At 69.0% G+C, this 16,720-nt stretch carries 14 protein-coding genes and 1 pseudogene; 4 read left to right on the forward strand and 11 right to left on the reverse strand.

All coding sequences use genetic code 11. The annotated features are described in order from the left end of the window. Window positions 1–71: 71 nt before the first annotated feature. Window positions 72–728, reverse strand: coding sequence for a hypothetical protein (locus tag LZ604_RS28750; protein ID WP_234518632.1), 657 nt, complete (start codon window positions 726–728; stop codon window positions 72–74). Between the two features lie 109 nt (window positions 729–837). Between LZ604_RS28750 and LZ604_RS28755 the strand changes: the two genes are divergently transcribed. Beyond that, window positions 838–1,266: a hypothetical protein gene (locus LZ604_RS28755; RefSeq protein ID WP_234518633.1), complete on the forward strand. Its 429-nt coding sequence runs from the start codon at window positions 838–840 to the stop codon at window positions 1,264–1,266. A gap of 53 nt (window positions 1,267–1,319) precedes the next feature. Here LZ604_RS28755 and LZ604_RS28760 read toward each other — a convergent pair whose 3' ends face one another. The 4 genes from LZ604_RS28760 to LZ604_RS28775 all read right to left on the reverse strand — a co-directional run bounded on the left by LZ604_RS28760 (window position 1,320) and on the right by LZ604_RS28775 (window position 6,502). Continuing rightward, window positions 1,320–2,660, reverse strand: a complete 1,341-nt coding sequence (locus LZ604_RS28760; protein WP_234518634.1) for an SUKH-4 family immunity protein — start codon at window positions 2,658–2,660, stop codon at window positions 1,320–1,322. 112 nt (window positions 2,661–2,772) lie between these two features. Beyond that, complete coding sequence (locus tag LZ604_RS28765) at window positions 2,773–4,902, reverse strand: ATP-binding protein (protein WP_234518635.1); 2,130 nt, start codon at window positions 4,900–4,902, stop codon at window positions 2,773–2,775. Window positions 4,903–5,167: 265 nt separating this feature from the next. Further along, the gene (locus LZ604_RS28770; protein WP_234518636.1) at window positions 5,168–5,488 is read right to left on the reverse strand and encodes an SUKH-4 family immunity protein; all 321 of its coding nucleotides are present in this window, start codon (window positions 5,486–5,488) and stop codon (window positions 5,168–5,170) included. A 327-nt stretch (window positions 5,489–5,815) separates the two neighbouring features. Continuing rightward, window positions 5,816–6,502, reverse strand: a complete 687-nt coding sequence (locus LZ604_RS28775) for an NADPH-dependent F420 reductase (protein ID WP_234518637.1) — start codon at window positions 6,500–6,502, stop codon at window positions 5,816–5,818. A gap of 74 nt (window positions 6,503–6,576) precedes the next feature. On the opposite strand from LZ604_RS28775, the gene LZ604_RS28780 reads away from it, so the two are divergent. Continuing rightward, entirely contained in the window at window positions 6,577–6,975 is a 399-nt protein-coding gene (locus LZ604_RS28780) for a winged helix-turn-helix transcriptional regulator (RefSeq protein ID WP_234518638.1), read from the forward strand. Window positions 6,976–7,101: 126 nt separating this feature from the next. Here LZ604_RS28780 and LZ604_RS28785 read toward each other — a convergent pair whose 3' ends face one another. The 4 genes from LZ604_RS28785 to LZ604_RS28800 form a co-directional block, all read right to left on the reverse strand. Beyond that, the gene (locus LZ604_RS28785) at window positions 7,102–7,410 is read right to left on the reverse strand and encodes a transposase (protein ID WP_372482219.1); all 309 of its coding nucleotides are present in this window, start codon (window positions 7,408–7,410) and stop codon (window positions 7,102–7,104) included. Window positions 7,411–7,447: 37 nt separating this feature from the next. Beyond that, window positions 7,448–8,458, reverse strand: a complete 1,011-nt coding sequence (locus LZ604_RS28790) for a hypothetical protein (protein ID WP_234518639.1) — start codon at window positions 8,456–8,458, stop codon at window positions 7,448–7,450. A gap of 158 nt (window positions 8,459–8,616) precedes the next feature. Next, on the reverse strand, window positions 8,617–10,794 hold the full coding sequence (locus LZ604_RS28795; RefSeq protein ID WP_234518640.1) for an SUKH-4 family immunity protein: 2,178 nt from the start codon (window positions 10,792–10,794) through the stop codon (window positions 8,617–8,619). 26 nt (window positions 10,795–10,820) lie between these two features. Continuing rightward, complete coding sequence (locus LZ604_RS28800; RefSeq protein ID WP_234518641.1) at window positions 10,821–13,244, reverse strand: toxin glutamine deamidase domain-containing protein; 2,424 nt, start codon at window positions 13,242–13,244, stop codon at window positions 10,821–10,823. Window positions 13,245–14,154: 910 nt separating this feature from the next. Between LZ604_RS28800 and LZ604_RS36115 the strand changes: the two genes are divergently transcribed. Both LZ604_RS36115 and LZ604_RS28810 read left to right on the forward strand, forming a co-directional pair. Then, window positions 14,155–14,736 carry a hypothetical protein gene (locus tag LZ604_RS36115; RefSeq protein WP_234518643.1) on the forward strand — a complete coding sequence of 194 codons (582 nt, stop codon included), beginning with the start codon at window positions 14,155–14,157 and terminating at the stop codon, window positions 14,734–14,736. Between the two features lie 84 nt (window positions 14,737–14,820). Continuing rightward, window positions 14,821–15,099 (forward strand): hypothetical protein, encoded by a 279-nt coding sequence (locus tag LZ604_RS28810; RefSeq protein ID WP_234518646.1) that lies wholly within the window; start codon window positions 14,821–14,823, stop codon window positions 15,097–15,099. Window positions 15,100–15,461: 362 nt separating this feature from the next. Here LZ604_RS28810 and LZ604_RS36590 read toward each other — a convergent pair. Both LZ604_RS36590 and LZ604_RS28820 read right to left on the reverse strand, forming a co-directional pair. Further along, window positions 15,462–15,848 (reverse strand): annotated as a pseudogene (locus LZ604_RS36590) (WXG100-like domain-containing protein); the annotation flags it as partial. A 335-nt stretch (window positions 15,849–16,183) separates the two neighbouring features. After that, window positions 16,184–16,585 carry a hypothetical protein gene (locus LZ604_RS28820; protein ID WP_234518649.1) on the reverse strand — a complete coding sequence of 134 codons (402 nt, stop codon included), beginning with the start codon at window positions 16,583–16,585 and terminating at the stop codon, window positions 16,184–16,186. Window positions 16,586–16,720 lie beyond the last annotated feature (135 nt).

The raw sequence follows: 16,720 nt of genomic DNA on the forward strand, positions 1-16,720 counted from the left end.
CCTCAGGGGCCCAGCAGGCCGGGTGCTGACGGCCGACCTTCCGACGTCAGCCGGGTCGCCACCGGGCCGGGTCAGACGAAGTAGCCGACCAGGAACGACACCGCGGCTCCGACAAGCCCCACACCGATCGTCCCGATCACGATCGGGCGCGTCACACCCCGTCCCGCCGCCTCCCATGCCGCGTCGAACGAGACGCGGCTCTGGCCGAACGGCGCGTATCCGGTGGCGAGGCAGAAGACTCCGAGGCCCGTGAGGACCCAGCCGCCGAAGAAGGCGGCGAAGAAGCGCCAGGCTCGGTCCATACCGCTCTGGACGTAGGCGCCGTCCGCGGAGTCGTCCGCCGTGGGCGCGTCGGTCTGCTGCACCGACAGTTCGGTGCCCGGCGTGTACCGCTGCCTGACCTGCACCGCGGCGCCCGCGTCCTTGCCCTTGCCGTCGTCGGACACGAAGCTGCCCTCACAGCGGATGGGGCGCCGGTTCTTGCGGCTGCTGCGGGAGGCGTTGTTCGGGTAGCTCACCTCGCACTGCTTCACCGTCAGGGTGCCGTGCGTGCCCGCCCAACCCGCCAGGTACGCCCCCTCGTACGCGCCCCATCCGCTCAGGGCGAGGCCTGCGAGGAGGAAGACCAGGCCGCCCGCGCGGCCGAGGCGGCCGAAGGCTCTGCCGACGAGACCGGCGAGGGAACGGTCGATTCCTTTGCCTTTTCCTATGCCCTGCGTCTGAGCCATGACGATGAGGTCCTTCTCCTCTTCGGCCGGTGGGGGGTCAGCATGGCATCCGTACACGACGGGAGATACTTCGGGTGTCCGAGAGACGAGGGCAGCGAGGAGAAGCGACATGACCAGGCGACCCGAGAACTCACCCAGCCCGCACGGCTCTTCGCAGGACCGCGGTGTGCTGGACGAGGCGCTCGAACCGGAGCAGATACGTTCCCTGAACTCCGCCCTGCGCAAGCTGTCCGAGACCGAGGGTGCCGGCAGGGACATGCAGGATGCGGCGAAGAGGCTGCTCTCCGGCCGCCTCGCCCTGCGCGAGGCCCTGGACGACCCCGCGGTGGCACGCGCTCTGGGCGAGGGCATGGCCTCCCTGCGTGGGCAGTGGGAGACGCTCTCCGAGGAGGAGCGCGAGCAGATCAGACACGGGGAGGCGCCGACGAGCGGCGACTCCCCGTCCGGGGCCTCCGAGCCGAGGCGCTCGGAAGACGAGGCCGCGCAGTCCAGGAAGAAGAGCCAGGGGCGGCACAGCGGCGGGTTCTCGCTGTACTGAGCAAGCAGGGGCGACCGGTGGCGCGGGCGGTGGCCCACCCGGCGCCTCCACGGTCAGAACAGCCCGTGCCACATCTGCTCGACGATCAGCGACCACCATGTGTCGGGATTTCCCAGCGCGGAGGGATCGATGGCGGCGAGCTGCTCCTGCAACGCCGCCACCGCCGCTCCCGCCGCGACCGGGTCCAGGCCACGCATCCGCTGCCGCGTGGTGGCGAGCAGCGCCAGGCAGCGGGCGAAGGCGGCCGCCGATACGTTGATGTAGCGGGCGGCGGCGGTGACCGGGTCCACGGCCCACACCGCGCCGAGTCCGTCCGGTTCCGTCGAACCGGGCAGGCACTGCACCGCGACCACCGCGACCCCGTCGAACCCGATCCGCACCAGGTGGGCCAGGGCGCCGATCCTCTCCTCGGCGGCCGGGCTGCGGCGCTCGCGCAGGTTCGTGGCCACGTCGGTGAACAGGCCGCCGGCCGGAGGGGCGTCGGGCCGGTCGGCGGTGAAGAAGAGCGGAAGGTCGGCGGGGAGCCCTGCCCAGGTGAGCGTCGACTTGGCGGTCTCGGGCAGCGCACTGTCGGCGACGTCGTCGGCGTCGTGGCGACGTACGCCCTCCTCCCCGAAGACCTCCACGAGATGGCGCCCGAGGGCCACGTCACGCAACGGCTCCGCGAGCCTCACCTGCGCGGGAACGGGAAGACGGTGCGGGCGGGGCGGCGGCTGCTGGCCGGCCATCCGGTGCATGGCCTCGACCTGCTCGACCAGGGCGGCGATGCCCTCCGCGCGTTCCTCGGCAAGAGTTCCGTAGTTCTGCGTGCAGGACATCTGTGCGTTGCGGAACTGGTTGAGAAGTTCGGCGGTGTAGCCGCCGGGGAGCAGGCTGGGCCGCAGGTCGGTGTGGATCGCGAGGACACTGCTCTCGGGGACGTTCATACGCCGCAGCTCGGCCCACGCCTGGTACTCGGCGGGAGGCAGGCCCGGCCCCGAGGTGCGGAAGAGGGTGGTCTCCTCCCCGTTGGCCGGGTCGGTGTAGGTGAAGACGGCGGTGTTGCCGGGGCCCGTGACCGGACGGGCACCCTGCGCCGGGGCGGCGCTCTGGGGGCCGCCCTGCGCGCCGCCGCCGTGCTTCTGCTGGTACATCCGTACGACCTCCTCCACCGGCACCGACGGCCAGACCGTCAGCTCGCCGGTACCACGGTCGACGACCCCGCATGCGTCGCCGACGTCGGCGGGCGGCCGGCGCTCCCCGGTCCCCGGGTCCTGCTCGGGGGCCGAGGGCGCGGCCCACACAACCCAGCCCAGGTCGAACTCCTGCATCCTGACCTCACGGCGCGGCGCCGCCGAGCCTTCCGGGTTGAGCCAACGGTCGGCGATGGCGAGCGCCTGCTCCTGGCTGGTCACGGGGTGGCTCCTTCGAGGTCGGTCGAGGGGGAGGACAGGAGTGGAGGAGGGGGAGTGGAGGAGGGGGAGTGGAGGAGGGGGGGAGGGGACGTCTGCGGTGTGTCTGTGAGGCTTACGAGGCTATCGCCGAGCCCGCCGGACGGATGAGGAGGGCCTTCGCCCCCTGCTCGGTGGCGACGAGGAGGACGCCGTCGGGGGAGAGGTCGGCGGCGGTGAAGGGCGTGTCGGAGATCAGCGCGGCCACGAGATCCCCGCTCGCCCGGTCCCAGACGCGCAGATAGTCGGCGCCCCGGCTGAGCCCCAGCGGGGCGGCCGCCCGCTCGTCCTCGGACGGGCGCAGGACCTGGGCGGGATCGGTGTCGCCGAGGGAATCGGGAGTGGGTGTGAGAAGACCATGGATCAGCACTGCGGAACCGTGCCTGTCCCCGGGCTCGCCGATTTCTTCCTTCGTGCCGGTCTCTTCCCTCTCCGCGGTCGCTTCCTGAGTCTCCCCAGCCGCATCCAAGTCCCCCAAGTCCCTCGTTTCCCCCGTTTTCCCGGCTTCCCCTGTTACCTCCGTTTCCCCGGTTTTGCCGGTTGCCCCCGCCTCTCCGAGCGGGCGAGCGCCGGGCGTGTCCGCGGGTACGGCGAGGACGGCGACAGGAGTGGCCTGCCCTTCCGGGCTGGGAAGACTGCCGACGGTCACGGCGCTCACGCCGGCGACGGGCAGACTCCACAGCGTCCGCCAGGGCAGCTCGAAGCCGAGCCGGTGTAGGGCATCGGCGTACTCGGGCAGACCGTCCTCGACGAACGCGGTCTCCAGCAGGGCGGCACGCAGCGGGGCGGGCGCCTGAGTACGGGTCAGCAGGGGGGCCGTACGCAGGTACGTACGGGCTGGTGCGCCGAGCGCCTCCACCGGTACGACTTCGACGGCGGCGCGCAGTGGTACCGGGTCGGCGTGCACGAACAGGCCCGGGTCGGTGAGGAGTTGCGGCAGCAGACCGGCCTCCAGGGTGTGACCCGCGATGTGGTCGCGCACATAGGGATCGGCCTTGCTCCAGTCCTGCTCCGGCACCGCCTCCAGCAGCGACATCGCGATCTGCGTCTGAGCGGCGCGGATGTTCGGCAGACCGGCGCGGATCTCGTCACCGAGAGCCGGGTGGAGCAGCCGGAGCAGCGTACGCCGACCGTTCTCCCGCCCGTCCGTGCCCGCACCACGCTCCGCGTCCCGCTCTTCCCGCTGCTCCACAGGTTGCACGAACGGCCCCGCGAGCAGCATCCCGCCCGCAATCGCCTCGCTCATGTCCCGCCCGGCGACCGCGCTCGCAAGCCGCGCCCACAGGTGGACGGGTATGCCCTCGGCCTCGGCCAGGGCGAGCGGCGCCAGCATCAGCCGTAGCGTTGCCGGGTCGGCGCCGAGCCGTCCGGCATGCAGATCGAGAGCCTCGCCGACGGAGGTCGGCAGCCGGTGCTCGTCGGAAGGGTCGAAGCCCTCGGGCGCCGTCAGGATGCCCTGCACGGCGAGTTGAACGACCAGCGGACTCGTCCCCGCTCGCCGGCCGATGGCCGCGGCGAGGGCCAGTCGGGTGGCGGGGTCGACCGTGAACGGCAGCTCAGGCGCACCGAACTCCGGGTTGAGCGCGGCCTGGGCGTGCAGCACCAGGCCCTCGGGGTCGGCCCATTCCGGTGCGTCGAGGTCGATGACCTGCACGGTGCCGGGCGGCAGACCGGCGGCCAGACCGGCGGCCAGCGGACGTGGCACCTCGGCCAGGAGCCGGACCGTCGCGGTGGCGGCGAGAGGAGCGAGCACCTCCCGTACGAGCCGGGCGGGCTCATCCGCGGCCCGTACCGGGCCGGCCCGGTCGACATCCGGCACGACGACGGTCACCGGCTCGCCGAGCGCTGCCATCTCGGCGAACACGTCCTTCGTGCTGGTCGCGTCCAGTTCGTAGTGGTCGGCGAGCAGCCACAGCACCTGCGCGGCGGTCAGTCCATCGGGGGTCGGCACGGCCGGGGCGGGCAGTTCCGGTGGCACGGTCGACGGATCCATCGCGTCCAGCGGCAGCCGCTTGCGGAACTCCGGCTCGCACAGCATCAGAAAGCCGGTGAGTAGTCGCGAACGCCCGCTGCCGGAGTCGCCGGTGAGCACGACCACGCGCGGAGCCCCGGGCACCGCCCCACGCCATGCGGCGAGCGCACGCAACGCTGCGGTACGGCCGCCGATGTGGGGGTGCGGTGCGTAGTCCTCGGTCGAGCCGGTCATGGGTCCCCGTTCCCCGTCCTTCGCCATTGCGGTCGCATGTGCGTACGACATCGATCTTAGGTGCCGATCGCAGGGGGCGGAGGCGTGCGGCCGGGCATCAGGGGATACCTCCCTGTCGCTCGACCCCGCGCTGTGAGAAACGTCCGCCGGGCACCAGGATCACGGGCACCAGGGTCCCGGACACGAGGGTCCTGGGCACCGGGGTCCCGGGCACCGGGATCACCTGTCACAGGATCACCTGTCGGCTGGTCCGACCCTTGATCGGCTATGCGTTGGGTCGACGCGCCTCGCGCTGCCGGCGGTACAGGGCGATCGCGGCCTCGGTCGGGTAGTTGGGGACGGTGACGGTCTCACCGGTGTCCTTGGCCACCACGATCTTGCTGCCGCCCGGCGGCGCGGGCCGCGGCCGGCCTTCGGCGTCAGTGGTGGGCGGGAACGTCGCGTACACCAGGTAACCGATGTCGAACTCGTGGACATGCAGGGGAGCCGGGGTCCCGTCGGCCAGCTTCGGCTGCGCATAGCGGCTGCGGACGATGGCCAGGGCTTCCTCGGGGGTGGTCGGGGGAGCCGGGTGGTCCGGAGTCATGGAGTTGCTCTCCTCGTCAGGGTAGTTGGGCGCGGCTGTCCTGCGGCATGTCCCTGGGACGGTATCCCGATTCGACGCCGAGCGGCACGCCGAGGCCGTGGGCGGGGTCGGCACCGTGAGGGGCGGCCGACATCGGCCATCGCCGGCCCTCGGGAGCCGAGACCGTCACGGGGCCGACCGGCTCGCACCTCACTCGCCCGCAGCGGACGCGGCGCATCGAGCCCCCGATCATGTCCCCGTCATGGAACGGGACCGGCCGCATCCGCAATCGTGATCGATACGACGTCGGGGGGCCGGGTGCCGGTTCCTCGTACGGTCCAAGAGCCCCTAACGGAATGCCGCCGTGCCGCCTTCCGTTTCCTGGCGGCTCGGACCGGCCGCGTATGCAAGCGGAGGTGCGATCGCCTGCGCATCCGCTCCCTCGCCGACCCACAGGGCGACGAACAGCGCGGCGGTCGCTTCCAGGAGTCCCGCACGCTCGAGACCGCCGCCGGCCACGGGTTCGCAGCCCACGTCCCGGACCAACTCGCGTGCACGCACGAGGGCCGTCTCCTCGTCCCCGCAGATGGGCACGGCCAGTGGTCGCCCGCCGAAGACGGGCGGCCGCATGCGCCACACGTCCTCGTGGCACAGGTTGAAAGCCTTGACCACGTGGGCTCCCGGTGCCGCCGCGGCGAGTCGCTGCGCGGCTGAGGGGCCTCCTTCCGTCAGCAGCCGGAAGTCCGGCCCGAGCGGGTTGGAGCAGTCGAGCAGCACCTTCCCCTCCAGGGCCGCGTGCAGGTCCCGTGCCACGTCCACTCCCGCCCCGAAGGGCAGCGCGGCCAGCACCACCTCCCGACCGGACTCGGCCGCCGCGCGCAGACCGGCAGGCTTCGCGCTGCCTCCGATGCGCTTGGCGAGCCGCGCCGCCTTGTGTGCGTCCCGTCCCCCGATGATCACCTCGTGCCCGGCCCGCACCCAGTGGGTGGCGAGCGCGTCGGCCATGTTGCCCGTTCCCAGTACGCCGATTCTCATCACGCGTTCCCTCTCCGTGCCTGCTTCGACCGTTCACACCGACGCTAGAAGGCGGTTCGGGCACCATTTGGTACGTGACGACCGACGCCTTCCTCGCCGACTGCCGTGCCCGCCTCGCCTTCGACCTGCTCTCCAACACCTGGAACGCCGTGGTGCTCTGGGCTCTGCGCGACGGCCCCAGGCGCGCGGTCGATCTACGGGAGCGCATCGGAGGCATCAGCTCCAAGGTCCTCACCGAGACTCTGCGGCGACTGCAGTTCAACGGACTGGTCGACCGCCAGGCACACCCCGACGCACCATCACGGGTCGTGTACCAACTCTCCGCTCTGGGCCGGACCTTGTTGGCGCCCATCGACGCCGTCGGCGCATGGGCCTTCGAGCACGGTGACGAGGTCATGGCCGCCCAGGAAGCAGCATGCATTCGCGACCCCCAGTGCCCCTCCTCCTACCCGCTGACCCGGTCAACAGCGTGAGCGCAGACGGTGGCGGCAGATAGGTGCACAACCCAGGTGAGGAAGGCTTCGTGATGTCGTCGGGATCGACCAGCGGATCCCCAGGCGGCGGAACCAGTGCAGGTGGGCGAACGCGCGCACCTCGACTCAGCGCTGGGTGCCCAGACCGGGGCCGTGCTCGGTGCCGCGACGGGCGATCAGCGGCTTCACACCGGGACGAAAGACCACGCGGCGGTACTTGCCGTGGTCGTAGCCGCGGTCGCCCAGCACCACGTCCGGGCGGCGCCAGGGCCGGCCTCGCTTGCTCCGCGCCGGCGGCACCGCTTCGAGCAGCGGGATGAGCCGGGTGACATCGTTGCGGTGGCCGCCGGTCAGGGGGCGGCTAGCGGGATGCCCGGGCAGAACCGGCAGCAAACACCACCTGATCACCGACGCCACCGGCATATGAGACTGCATTTGGCGACGCTGCGCCAACTCCTCTGCAGCACAGGCGTCAGATGGGCAAAGCGCCTTTGAAGCGGAAGGGGGATACCTCGGGGTGGGTGGTGGCGAGCCACCCGTGGCCGTGTGTATCGGCCGCGAGCATGGGGCCCGGTTCCACCGAGAGATTGTCGGCTGCTGTGCGTGCGTAGGGAACGCCCTCGGAATATTCCTCGGCTTCGTCCTCGTCTACGGCATCCTCTCTGAACTCCACCTCGAAGGGCAGGGGTTCTCCCTCGAACTGTGGATAGTTATGGGTGCCGAAGCTTCGTACCAGGTGACCGCCGCGGGCGACGTACCAGTTCTCGGCGTCGTTGTAGGGGTCGATGATGTAGAAGTGAGCCTCACCGCATCGCTCGCTAAGTCTATTGGCCAGGTCGAAACCGTCGAGTTCGTCCAAGAACGAATTCCCCCACAGCATGCGCCAGTTCTTGAACTGCAGGGACGAGCGCCAGTTCTCGAACTCAGGGGTGATGAAGACCCGGTAGGCGGTCTGTGTCTCACCCTGGGAGTCCTGGAACTCCAGGGAGTCGTTTGCCTCCGTGGCGGCGGCCACGCCCATGACGGTGGTGACCGGCCGCAGATCGTGCAGACCGAGGGCGGCTACGGCGTCGTCGAGCCGGTCTGCTGGGAAGGCCAGCCAGCGACCGGCCTCCGCAGGGACCTTCACTGGGAGCTCGGACAGCAACTTGATCCGCACAAGGCGTTCGATGGCTCGGCGGTCGGCGCTGTCCAGCCCCTGCTCGCCGCTCAAGTCGGTGATGACACGGAGAGCCACGCTCCGCAGGTTTCCGGGGCCATGACGTCGGATCTCTCGCAGACGCGGCACCGCCTCGTCACCCAACCGACGGAGAACGGCCTCGACGCCCAGGTATCCACCGGCGTGTCTACCGAGGCACAGAACGGGCAGCAGCCGGTCGACGACTCGGGCTCCAAGTGCCACCAAGCCGTCCTCAGCGGCGACCCGACTGCTGCGGTCCTCATTGCTGAGGGCGTGTACGAGAGAGTCGATGATGTCTGGCATGGTCCCTCGGCTGGGGTTCTGTCAGTCTGTTTCCTGGAGGTCGACGGTCCAGATGCCGGCAGCGGTTCCCGCCTCGGCGATGCCTGAGCGCGGAGGCCCCAAGTCATCCCTGGTTGCACGTTCCTGCGCAGGGGCCGCGCGTCTAGCGTCGTACCGGCTTACAGATAGTAGAAGTTGTCCGAGTCCAGTACATGGCCCCAGTTCTGGGTCGCCGCGGCTGCTGGATCCTGGGCCGAGAGCCATGCGGTGAGCTCTGCGAGCAGCTCGGCGCTGTCGAGGCCGCCGGATGTGGTGTAGGCAAGCATGTACTCCCATTGCAGGCAGACCATGGCGACGAACTGGGCGAGGGAGGAGCCGGCCAAGGGCTCTCCGGGGTGGTCGCCATCGACGGCTGACGGTCGTGTCTGACGCAGTACGCGTCCGGTGGGTCCGTCGAGGAGGAGGACGCCGCCGATCCAGGTACCCAATTCGTAGAACGGGCCGTCACCAACAGGCGTCTGGAACGCCTTGGTGCCTTCCCAGGCGTGTTCCACGAGACCGATGTCCCCAATGTTGTGCGTGTGGAGGCTGTAGAAGTCGGAGACGGCAGGGAAGCCGACGTCTGTGAGGAAGCGGCGGGTCGGTTCGTGTGTCAGGCCTGTGGGCAGTCGCTCTTCCATTAGCGTGGGCACGGCATTCGCGCTGAAAATGTCGAGCACTCGGGCCCTGGTGGGACGACAGGCCGTTTCGTCGTACGGGCGCGGTGTGATCCTCCCGCGCGGTCCGGCAGAGGGCAGGGCGCGGAGTGATGTGCTCTCGGTGTAGTGCAGGTTGGGTTCGATGGCGTAAAGGCCGCGGTCTCCGGCCATCACCACGAGGTTGCCGACACAGGCGGCGTCGCGGATCTTAGGCGCCTGGACTACGCGGGACACGTCCGGGTCGTTCGCGAGTTGGAGACGGGCCAGGTTCCAGGAGGGTTCCGCTCGCCAGAGGGGCTGTGGTGTGGGCTCTGTCGGAGTCTCCGAGTCCGCGTGGTCGCCGCGGCTGCCAGGCTCGGTGAGCTGTCCGGTATTGGCGTGCCAAGTCTGCTCAACACCGTTTGCGGTGGTGCTGGTGACGGTGAAGGCGGCGACGTCGGCCCGTAGGGCGTCGATGGCGTCGGTCTGGGAACCGCGGGCGTGAAGGTGGCCAGGCGCCCGCCAGTTGGTCCAGACGGTCCGCCAAGGCAGGGGGCCAGCAGATTCTGTCAGGGCGCGTGCGCGCTCCGGGTCGCCTTGGCTGAGCGACAACAGGTGCAGGAGCGACAGCCATTCGGCGTGCGAGGAGGGTGCCAGGCCGAGGGCATCGAGGTAGTGCAGGTCGGCGGCGTGGCTGCCTGCGGGGACTCCGTCCGGGAAGGCAACAGGCAGTGCCTCGATCAAGGCGGTGTGATCACACTTGACGAGCGCGCGGGGCACGGACAGGAGTTCCTCGAAGCGGCCACCGGCGGCGGCATGGGCCGGCAGGGCGCGGGCCAGATAGTCGGCGAGCGGATCGTCGTCACCGCAGGCGAGCAGGTGATCCACGACGTCATGGTGGAAAGCGTGCAGTTTCCCTGCAGGGAACTCACCCCGCAGTCTGTGGGCATCGGACTCGCGGGTCAGCGATACAGGCAGATCACTATTGCTGTCCACAGATACAAGCGCCGACTCCCCGGCAACAGCCTGCAGTTCTGATCCGTCGAACTTGGTACCGAGGACGGAGCAGAGAGCGATCCATTCTTCGAAACGCAAGCTGCGCGACTCGGCCAGCGCCAATGCCTGCACTGCGGTGCGCTGCCGGAGTGAGAGCGAAGAGAAAGGCGCCTCACGATCTTCGAAGCGGGAAGTCAGAGTGATGGGGGAGCGGTTGCGCGGGCTGAGGTCCTGCACGTCGCTGTCGACTTCGATGACAAACCTCACCCCGGTCTTCTTGAAGTGGATCCCGAATCCCCCTGCGAGGGCGTTTGCGGCGCGTCGAGGCTCAGTGGTGTCTCTCGTACTGCCGGCCCATTGGGTGTTGGCCACGAGAACGACACGACTCAGATTGTGCTCCTTTTTATGAATCTTCATGACGCTGGCAAGGGAGGACAGGCTTCTGCGGTCCCCGTACGGAATGCCGAGTTCCTGCATGACAGCGTCCACCAATTCCTCGGTGGACAGACCCTTGGCGTCGACGAGACATGTCCCAGACGTCGCGTCGTCCAAAGCCCGCAGAAGCTCGGTCTTACCTGCGGGGGAGGGGCCGTCCAGGAACTGGAACCCGTATGCGGGGGACGGGTTCTCCATCCACGAGCGGAGCTGGTCGGCCGCTTCGTGGTGGTTGTCCTGTGGATGCATGGTGGGTGCTTTCCCCTCTGCCGGGTTCACTCTGTCGTGGTGTTCTGCAAGCCGCCTTCCCCCATGGCGCGGACCCAAATCTTACCGAGTGCTGCAAGATTCTCTGCAAGATCCTTGTCAAACTGCTTCTTATAGCCGCCGTCCGGGGTTAGCTCGGGCTCTGTGATTTCCGCGTTCTTCCGGTATCCAGTTCCATAGAAGACGTCGACACCATGCATCTCTTTCGACAGGAGATCGGCGCAATTTGCGTACCCTTGCCCAAAGCCGCAAGGTTCTCTGTCTGAATACATGCTCAATGGTGTGTATCTATCCCCCTCGTCGCGCCCTTGGTTGACTTCGTTCAGATAGTCAAGCAGGTTCTTCTCCGAGTGCTTCCCGTTGGGGTTCGGATAGGAGCTGTCTACCATATAGCTGATCTGTCTGCTGACTGGATCGTATACCTCAACCGCCGCATAGTTTCGTCCAGTGAAGTCAGGGCGATGCTCGCCTGAGGCTTCCAATGCCTTCGTAATTCCGGAGAATTCTTCCTTGATGGCCTCCCTGAGTTCCTCGTCGTCGCGGTGGCTGGCCTTCCAATTCGCGCTTGCATGCGCTCTTTCGCCGCGAGAGTCATAGTCGTCCCTTGGTTCCGGGCTTGCGCCGACGGCATGGGACGCATGGAAGTTGTGGCTCAAGCGGCCGAGCGACGCGATCACCGCGCCTCGTTCACCCGGATGCATGTCGGCGAAGCCCGGGAGAATTCTGGCCAGATCGTCGTGGCGCAGAATGGTCGGCTTGTGGTCCGGATCATCGGACCGTGGCGGACTGCACGACTGCAGCGCGTCGACAAGTGGGATCCGCGTACCGTTGCCGGTTTCGTCGGGGACGGGGGTGAGCCAGTCGTTGAGTTGCTGATGAACCGGATCGAGGTCAACCTGCCGGACGTTGTTCGTCTCACGCAGCGCCGCCTGATGCTCCATCGGCGCCATGCCGTAATGAGTCGAGTCGGCGGTCTCCCGCTCGGGAAGACGTGGATGGTCGGTGCGACTGGGGTCGTCGAGGGGGTGGTGTGACTCGGTGACCGGTTCGTGGGTTTCGGTGTGGCTGCTGTGCGCCGAGTCCGGTGAACCGGCCCCTGGTTCTTCAGGTCCTTGATGATGAGTGCCGGCTGGTGCAGCTGGTGCATGGGTGGTCGTGGTGTGGTGACCGGCCGGATGCGTGCCGCCGGTACTCGGCCGGCTTGTGTCTCCGCTGGGCGCCTGGTGAGTCGATGTCCCGGTCGTGTGCGAGTCCGGCGCAGGCGGTTGCCCGGTCTGGGGTGTGACTCGGTCGGTTTGGTTCCCGTTCCTGCTCTCGCCGGTGGTGTGCGTGGATTCGGAGTCCGTCTCCTGTGCGGGGTCCGAAGGATGGCGAGCTGAAGGGCCATCGGTCTTCGGTATGTCCGCGTGAGTCGGTTGCGGCTCGGTGTGGGACGAGCTCTCCCCGTCGTGACCGTTGGGCTCGGTGAGAGGTGGATTGTGCGGGGCGGTTTCTGCGTCCGGGGTGTGGGTGTTTTCGTCGGGAGCCTTCTTCGGAGTCTCGTTTGAAGAGTCCGGTTCGGGGGCCTTGTGGTCCTCGCTCGACTCGGGAGAGTTGTCGGACTCCTGGTGATGAGTGCCGGTTCCCTCTTGGGGGTTGTCCGACTCGTTGTGGGAGGTGGTGGTGTCCGTGGGGGTGGGGTGGATCGGGTTGCGGTTGGCGTCGAGGGGGATGTGCCAGACGCGGTCCGCGTTGGGGATGTGGAGGGGCTGGTGGCTGACCTCTCCGCTCTGGGTGTCGATCCAGACGATGTTGCCGTGGTAGTTGACGGCGTTGAAGGCGTGGCCGCCTCCGCCGGGCCAGTCGACCTGGACGATGGCCGCGGCGCCGTGGCCTGCCTGGTGGAGGTCCCAGGCGATGCGGGCGGGGGTGTCGGGGTCGCTGCCGGTGCCGGCGTAGGTGTGTTCGGCGCCCGCCCACCGGATCTGGTTCGCGTTGGCGTTGTTCTCGGGGGACCAGAGGTCGGGGTTGCCGTGTTCGTTGAAGTCGAGGGTGCGCGGGGCTGAGACCTGGGGGTTTCCGTACCAGGTCTCCAGGAAGGAGCGGGAGCAGTCGGCGCAGTTGTTGCTTCGGCCGGGGACCTGGTTGCCGCCGTCGTTCTGGAGTTGGGACCACTGGCCGAAGGGGTCCGGGAAGCGCTGCGGGGTGCCGTCGGGATTGTGCGGCACCGCGTTGACCAGCGCGTGCTGGTCGTCGGGGTGTGGTTCGGTCAGACCGCCGGGGTAGTGGTCCAGGTCGTTGCGGATGTCGTCGAGGCTGTCCTGGTGCGGGTGCTGCTGAGTGGACGTGCCGGGGTCGGCGTGGGGCGCGCCCGGTGGCTGCGGCGTGGCACTGGTCGCGTGTGGCGGAGGTGTCGCGCCAGGGACGACGGTGTGGATCGGGACCGGCGTCACCTGGTGGTGCTGGGGGTCGTGAGCCTTGTCCGTCCCGGCATCCGGCGCCTGTGACGTGTTGTGCTGTGAGGCCGGCTGCTGCGGGGCGTTCGCGTGCGGAGGGGTGCCGGGTGCCGTGCCCGCCGGCTGGTTCGGTGACCTGTTGGGGTTGGGGCGGGGGCCCGGCGGGTTCTGCGTGCCGGGAGTGCCGGATGCGTTGGAGGTCTGGTTGCCCGGGTTCGAGGTCCGCTCGGGCCCGGTGCTGGACGAGGTGGGGGACGGGGTGCTCTGACTCGGGCTCTGGTTCGTGGTTCGGTTCTGGGTCGGGTTCGAGCTGGGGTTCGGGGTGCGGCTCGTGGACGAGTTCGCGTTCGAGTTCGAGTTGGAACTCGGGTCGGAGTTCGCGTTCGGGTTCTGGCCTCGGGTGGGTGTTGTCCGGGTGTCGGTTGCGTCAGGAGTGTTACGGGGGGCGGTGCGGTCGCCGGGTGTGGTGCTGGGGGTGTTGCGGGGGGCTGTGCGGTCGTCCGTGACGTTGCGGGGGGTCGTCCGGTCGTCCGCCCGGGGTGTCGTCCGGTCGTCCGTGCGAGGCGTGGCCCGGTCGCGGGGCGCCGTGCGGTCATCCGGGGTGTTCCGCGGTGCCGTGCGGTCGTCGGGGGTGGTGCGGGGCGGAGTCCGGTCGCCCGGTGTGGTGCCAGGCGTGCCGCGGGGCGCCGTCCGGCCGTCCTGGGCGGTGCCGGGGGTGCGCTGCGTCGGGATGCGGCCGTCCGACGTGCCGGGGGCCCGGCGGTCGCCCGTGCCGGATGTACGGCCGTCGCCCGCACCGGATGTGCGTCCGTCCGGCGTAGCGGCCTGGGGTGTCCGGGGTGTCGCCGGGGATGTGGGGCTGGGAGTGGACGCGGGGCCGGTTCCCGTCGGCGAGGGGGTGTTGGGGGTGGTAGAGGAAGGATTCCTCGTCGGACCCGGGCTGGAGGTCGGGCTGGTGGGGCCCGGCGTGGAGGAGGTGCTGCCGGGCGTGCTCGCGCCGGCGCGCGGGGCCGGCCCGCCGCTTGTGGTCGAGGGAGGCGTGGGCGAGGTCGGCATGGCCGAGTTGCCGTCCGTACGGCCACCGGTTCCGCTGGGGGAGTGGTCCGTCGTGGTGGGGGTGGGGGCGGCGTGGGACTGGGTGGGGGCACTGGCGGCCAGGCTGTCGATCGACGTGCCGATCCCGCCTCCTCTGCCGCCACCCGTCGGGGACGCCGTGCCGCCGGACGACGCGTGGGTGGGTGCGGCGTGCGGGGTCGGTGAGGAGATTCCGGACACGGAGGAGTGGCCGGTGCCGGTGGGGCCGGACGTGCTCGGAGCACCGGAGGTGGTGTCGGTGTTCGAGCCGTTGTGCGAGGCCCCGCCGGGTGAGGGGTCGTCGAAGTCCGCCAGCGACGTCGTATGCCTCGAGGTCGGGAGATCCGAGGAGGAAGGATTCTGCCCCGGCCCGGAGTCGGATCCCGAGCCGGAGCCAGAGTCGGAACCGGGGTGAGAGTCAGGGCCTATGCCCACGTCCGGCGTGTGAACCCCGGCTCCCCCGGTGTCGGCGGATATCCCGCTGCCTATGTTCCTTCCCGTGCCGGAATCCGTGCCCGAGCCCGAGTCCGAGTCCGTACTCGTGTCCGAGTGCCTCGACGTCGACGAGTCCGATCCCGACGAGCCGGCGTCGTCGGACGACGTCGAGGACGAGGAGTCGGACGAGGAGTCGGACGAGGAGTGGGACGAGGAGTGGGACGAGGAGTCGGACGAGGACCCCGAGTCCGAATCCGATTCCGACGACGACCTCGACGAGGAGTCGGATCCCTCGTCTCCGCCATCCCCGCCCTCGCCGTCCTCCGTACCCGACCCGTGGTAGCCGTCGATGCGGCTGTCGATGGCGTGGTGGAAGCGGTGGCCGGCCTTTTGGCCCAGGCTGTCGCGCACGCCCTCGGCCAGGGTCTGCGGGGTCTGCTTGATGGCATCCCAGCCGGCGTCCTTACCGGCCTTGACGGTCTGGCCGAGGTCGTAGCCCTGCTGGGCGCCGAAGCCGACGTTCATCGTCTGCCGGATGAGGTCGGTGATGATCGCCTCGATGGCCGAGATGGCGGGTTCCTTCATCGCCTCGACGATCGCTTCCATCAGCGCCTCTTTGAGCTCGTCGAGGAGGCGGCGCACGATCAGTCGAGTGGCCTGGGTGGCACCGAGCGCGCCGACCTCCGACAGGCCGAAGGTGAAGGGCGCGGCGGCCTGGGCGGCGGCGATCTCGAAGGCCAGGGCGATCAGCTGGGCGATCACCGCCCATTTGGCGAATACGACGAGGTAGGCGCAGGCCTCCATCACGTTTGCGATGGTGTAGGCGGCCTGTGCCGCATTCGCGAGGTAGCCGTCAGAGCCGTTGCCGCCGTCGAACTTGGCGTAGGCCTTGGTGAACTTGTCGATCGACTCACCGGCGTTGTGGGCCACCACCGTCCTGGCGCTGGCGTTCGCCGAGGCATGCAGCTCCGTGACGTCGTCGCCGAACTTCCGCCAGAGCGCTGCGGAGTCCCTGAGCTTGTCCTCGTCTGCAGTCGGCCAGCGATAGCCGAGCATCTCGAGAACCCATTCGAGCTCGTCCGGCAGCATCATCGACACAGCACACCCACCCCCGTCGGCAACCGGCGTCCAACTCCCTCACTTTTCAAGGGAGATCGCGCATGGAACAGCCGTACGCACAGCTTACGTACTCACCCGCAGGCAACTTCAGGGGGTTGCTGTCACAAATCTGTTGCAGGCCAAGCGGCTTGAAGAGGATGGTGCGAGCTGCTTGACGAGGACGGAGAAAGGCCCAAGCCGCTTGGCGACGACGGACAGGTCTCCTGACCGGTGACGGCGACCGTCAGGGATCAGGTCTCTTGACGGTGACGGCGACCGTCAGGGATCAGGTCCCTTGACGGTGACGGTGACGGCGACCGATCAGGGATTCAGGCCTCCTGACGACGACGTATGTGGTGCGGCCCTGTGGGCATCTCCACCTGGCCGTCGTACTGAGCGGTGATCTTCTGCCAGGCGGCGTCCTCGTCGCCCTCGTTCCGCTCGTGTCGCACGCCCATCTCGGTGAAGGCCAGCCCCATCCCCGCGAGCCGTTCCGCCAGGCTTCCCATCGACTGGTACATGCCGTCGCGCAGGCCCTCGTAGACCACCCCGAACTTCTCGCCGATGTCGTCGTCGCCCCACGGCGGGGTGGCCCCACTGCCACCCTCGAGCGCGCCAAGGCCCTTCTGCAGGCGCTCCACCGCCTTGCCGAAGTTCTGGCCCACCGTGAACATGTTGAAGCCCTCGGCCTTGAGGACCGCGGGATCGGCGCGCAACCCGTCGCTACTCACAACTGCCCCCGTTGATCGACACTTGTTCGACAAGCAACCCTAGCGGGCGCACCAGGGCCGGACCCACCCCCCGGCGCCCTATCCCCTCCAACCCCACATACGCCGGAGGGGCGGCACTCGCAGGTGCCGCCCCTC

Source organism: Streptomyces glomeratus (genome assembly GCF_021462825.1).
Lineage (GTDB): Bacteria > Actinomycetota > Actinomycetes > Streptomycetales > Streptomycetaceae > Streptomyces > Streptomyces glomeratus.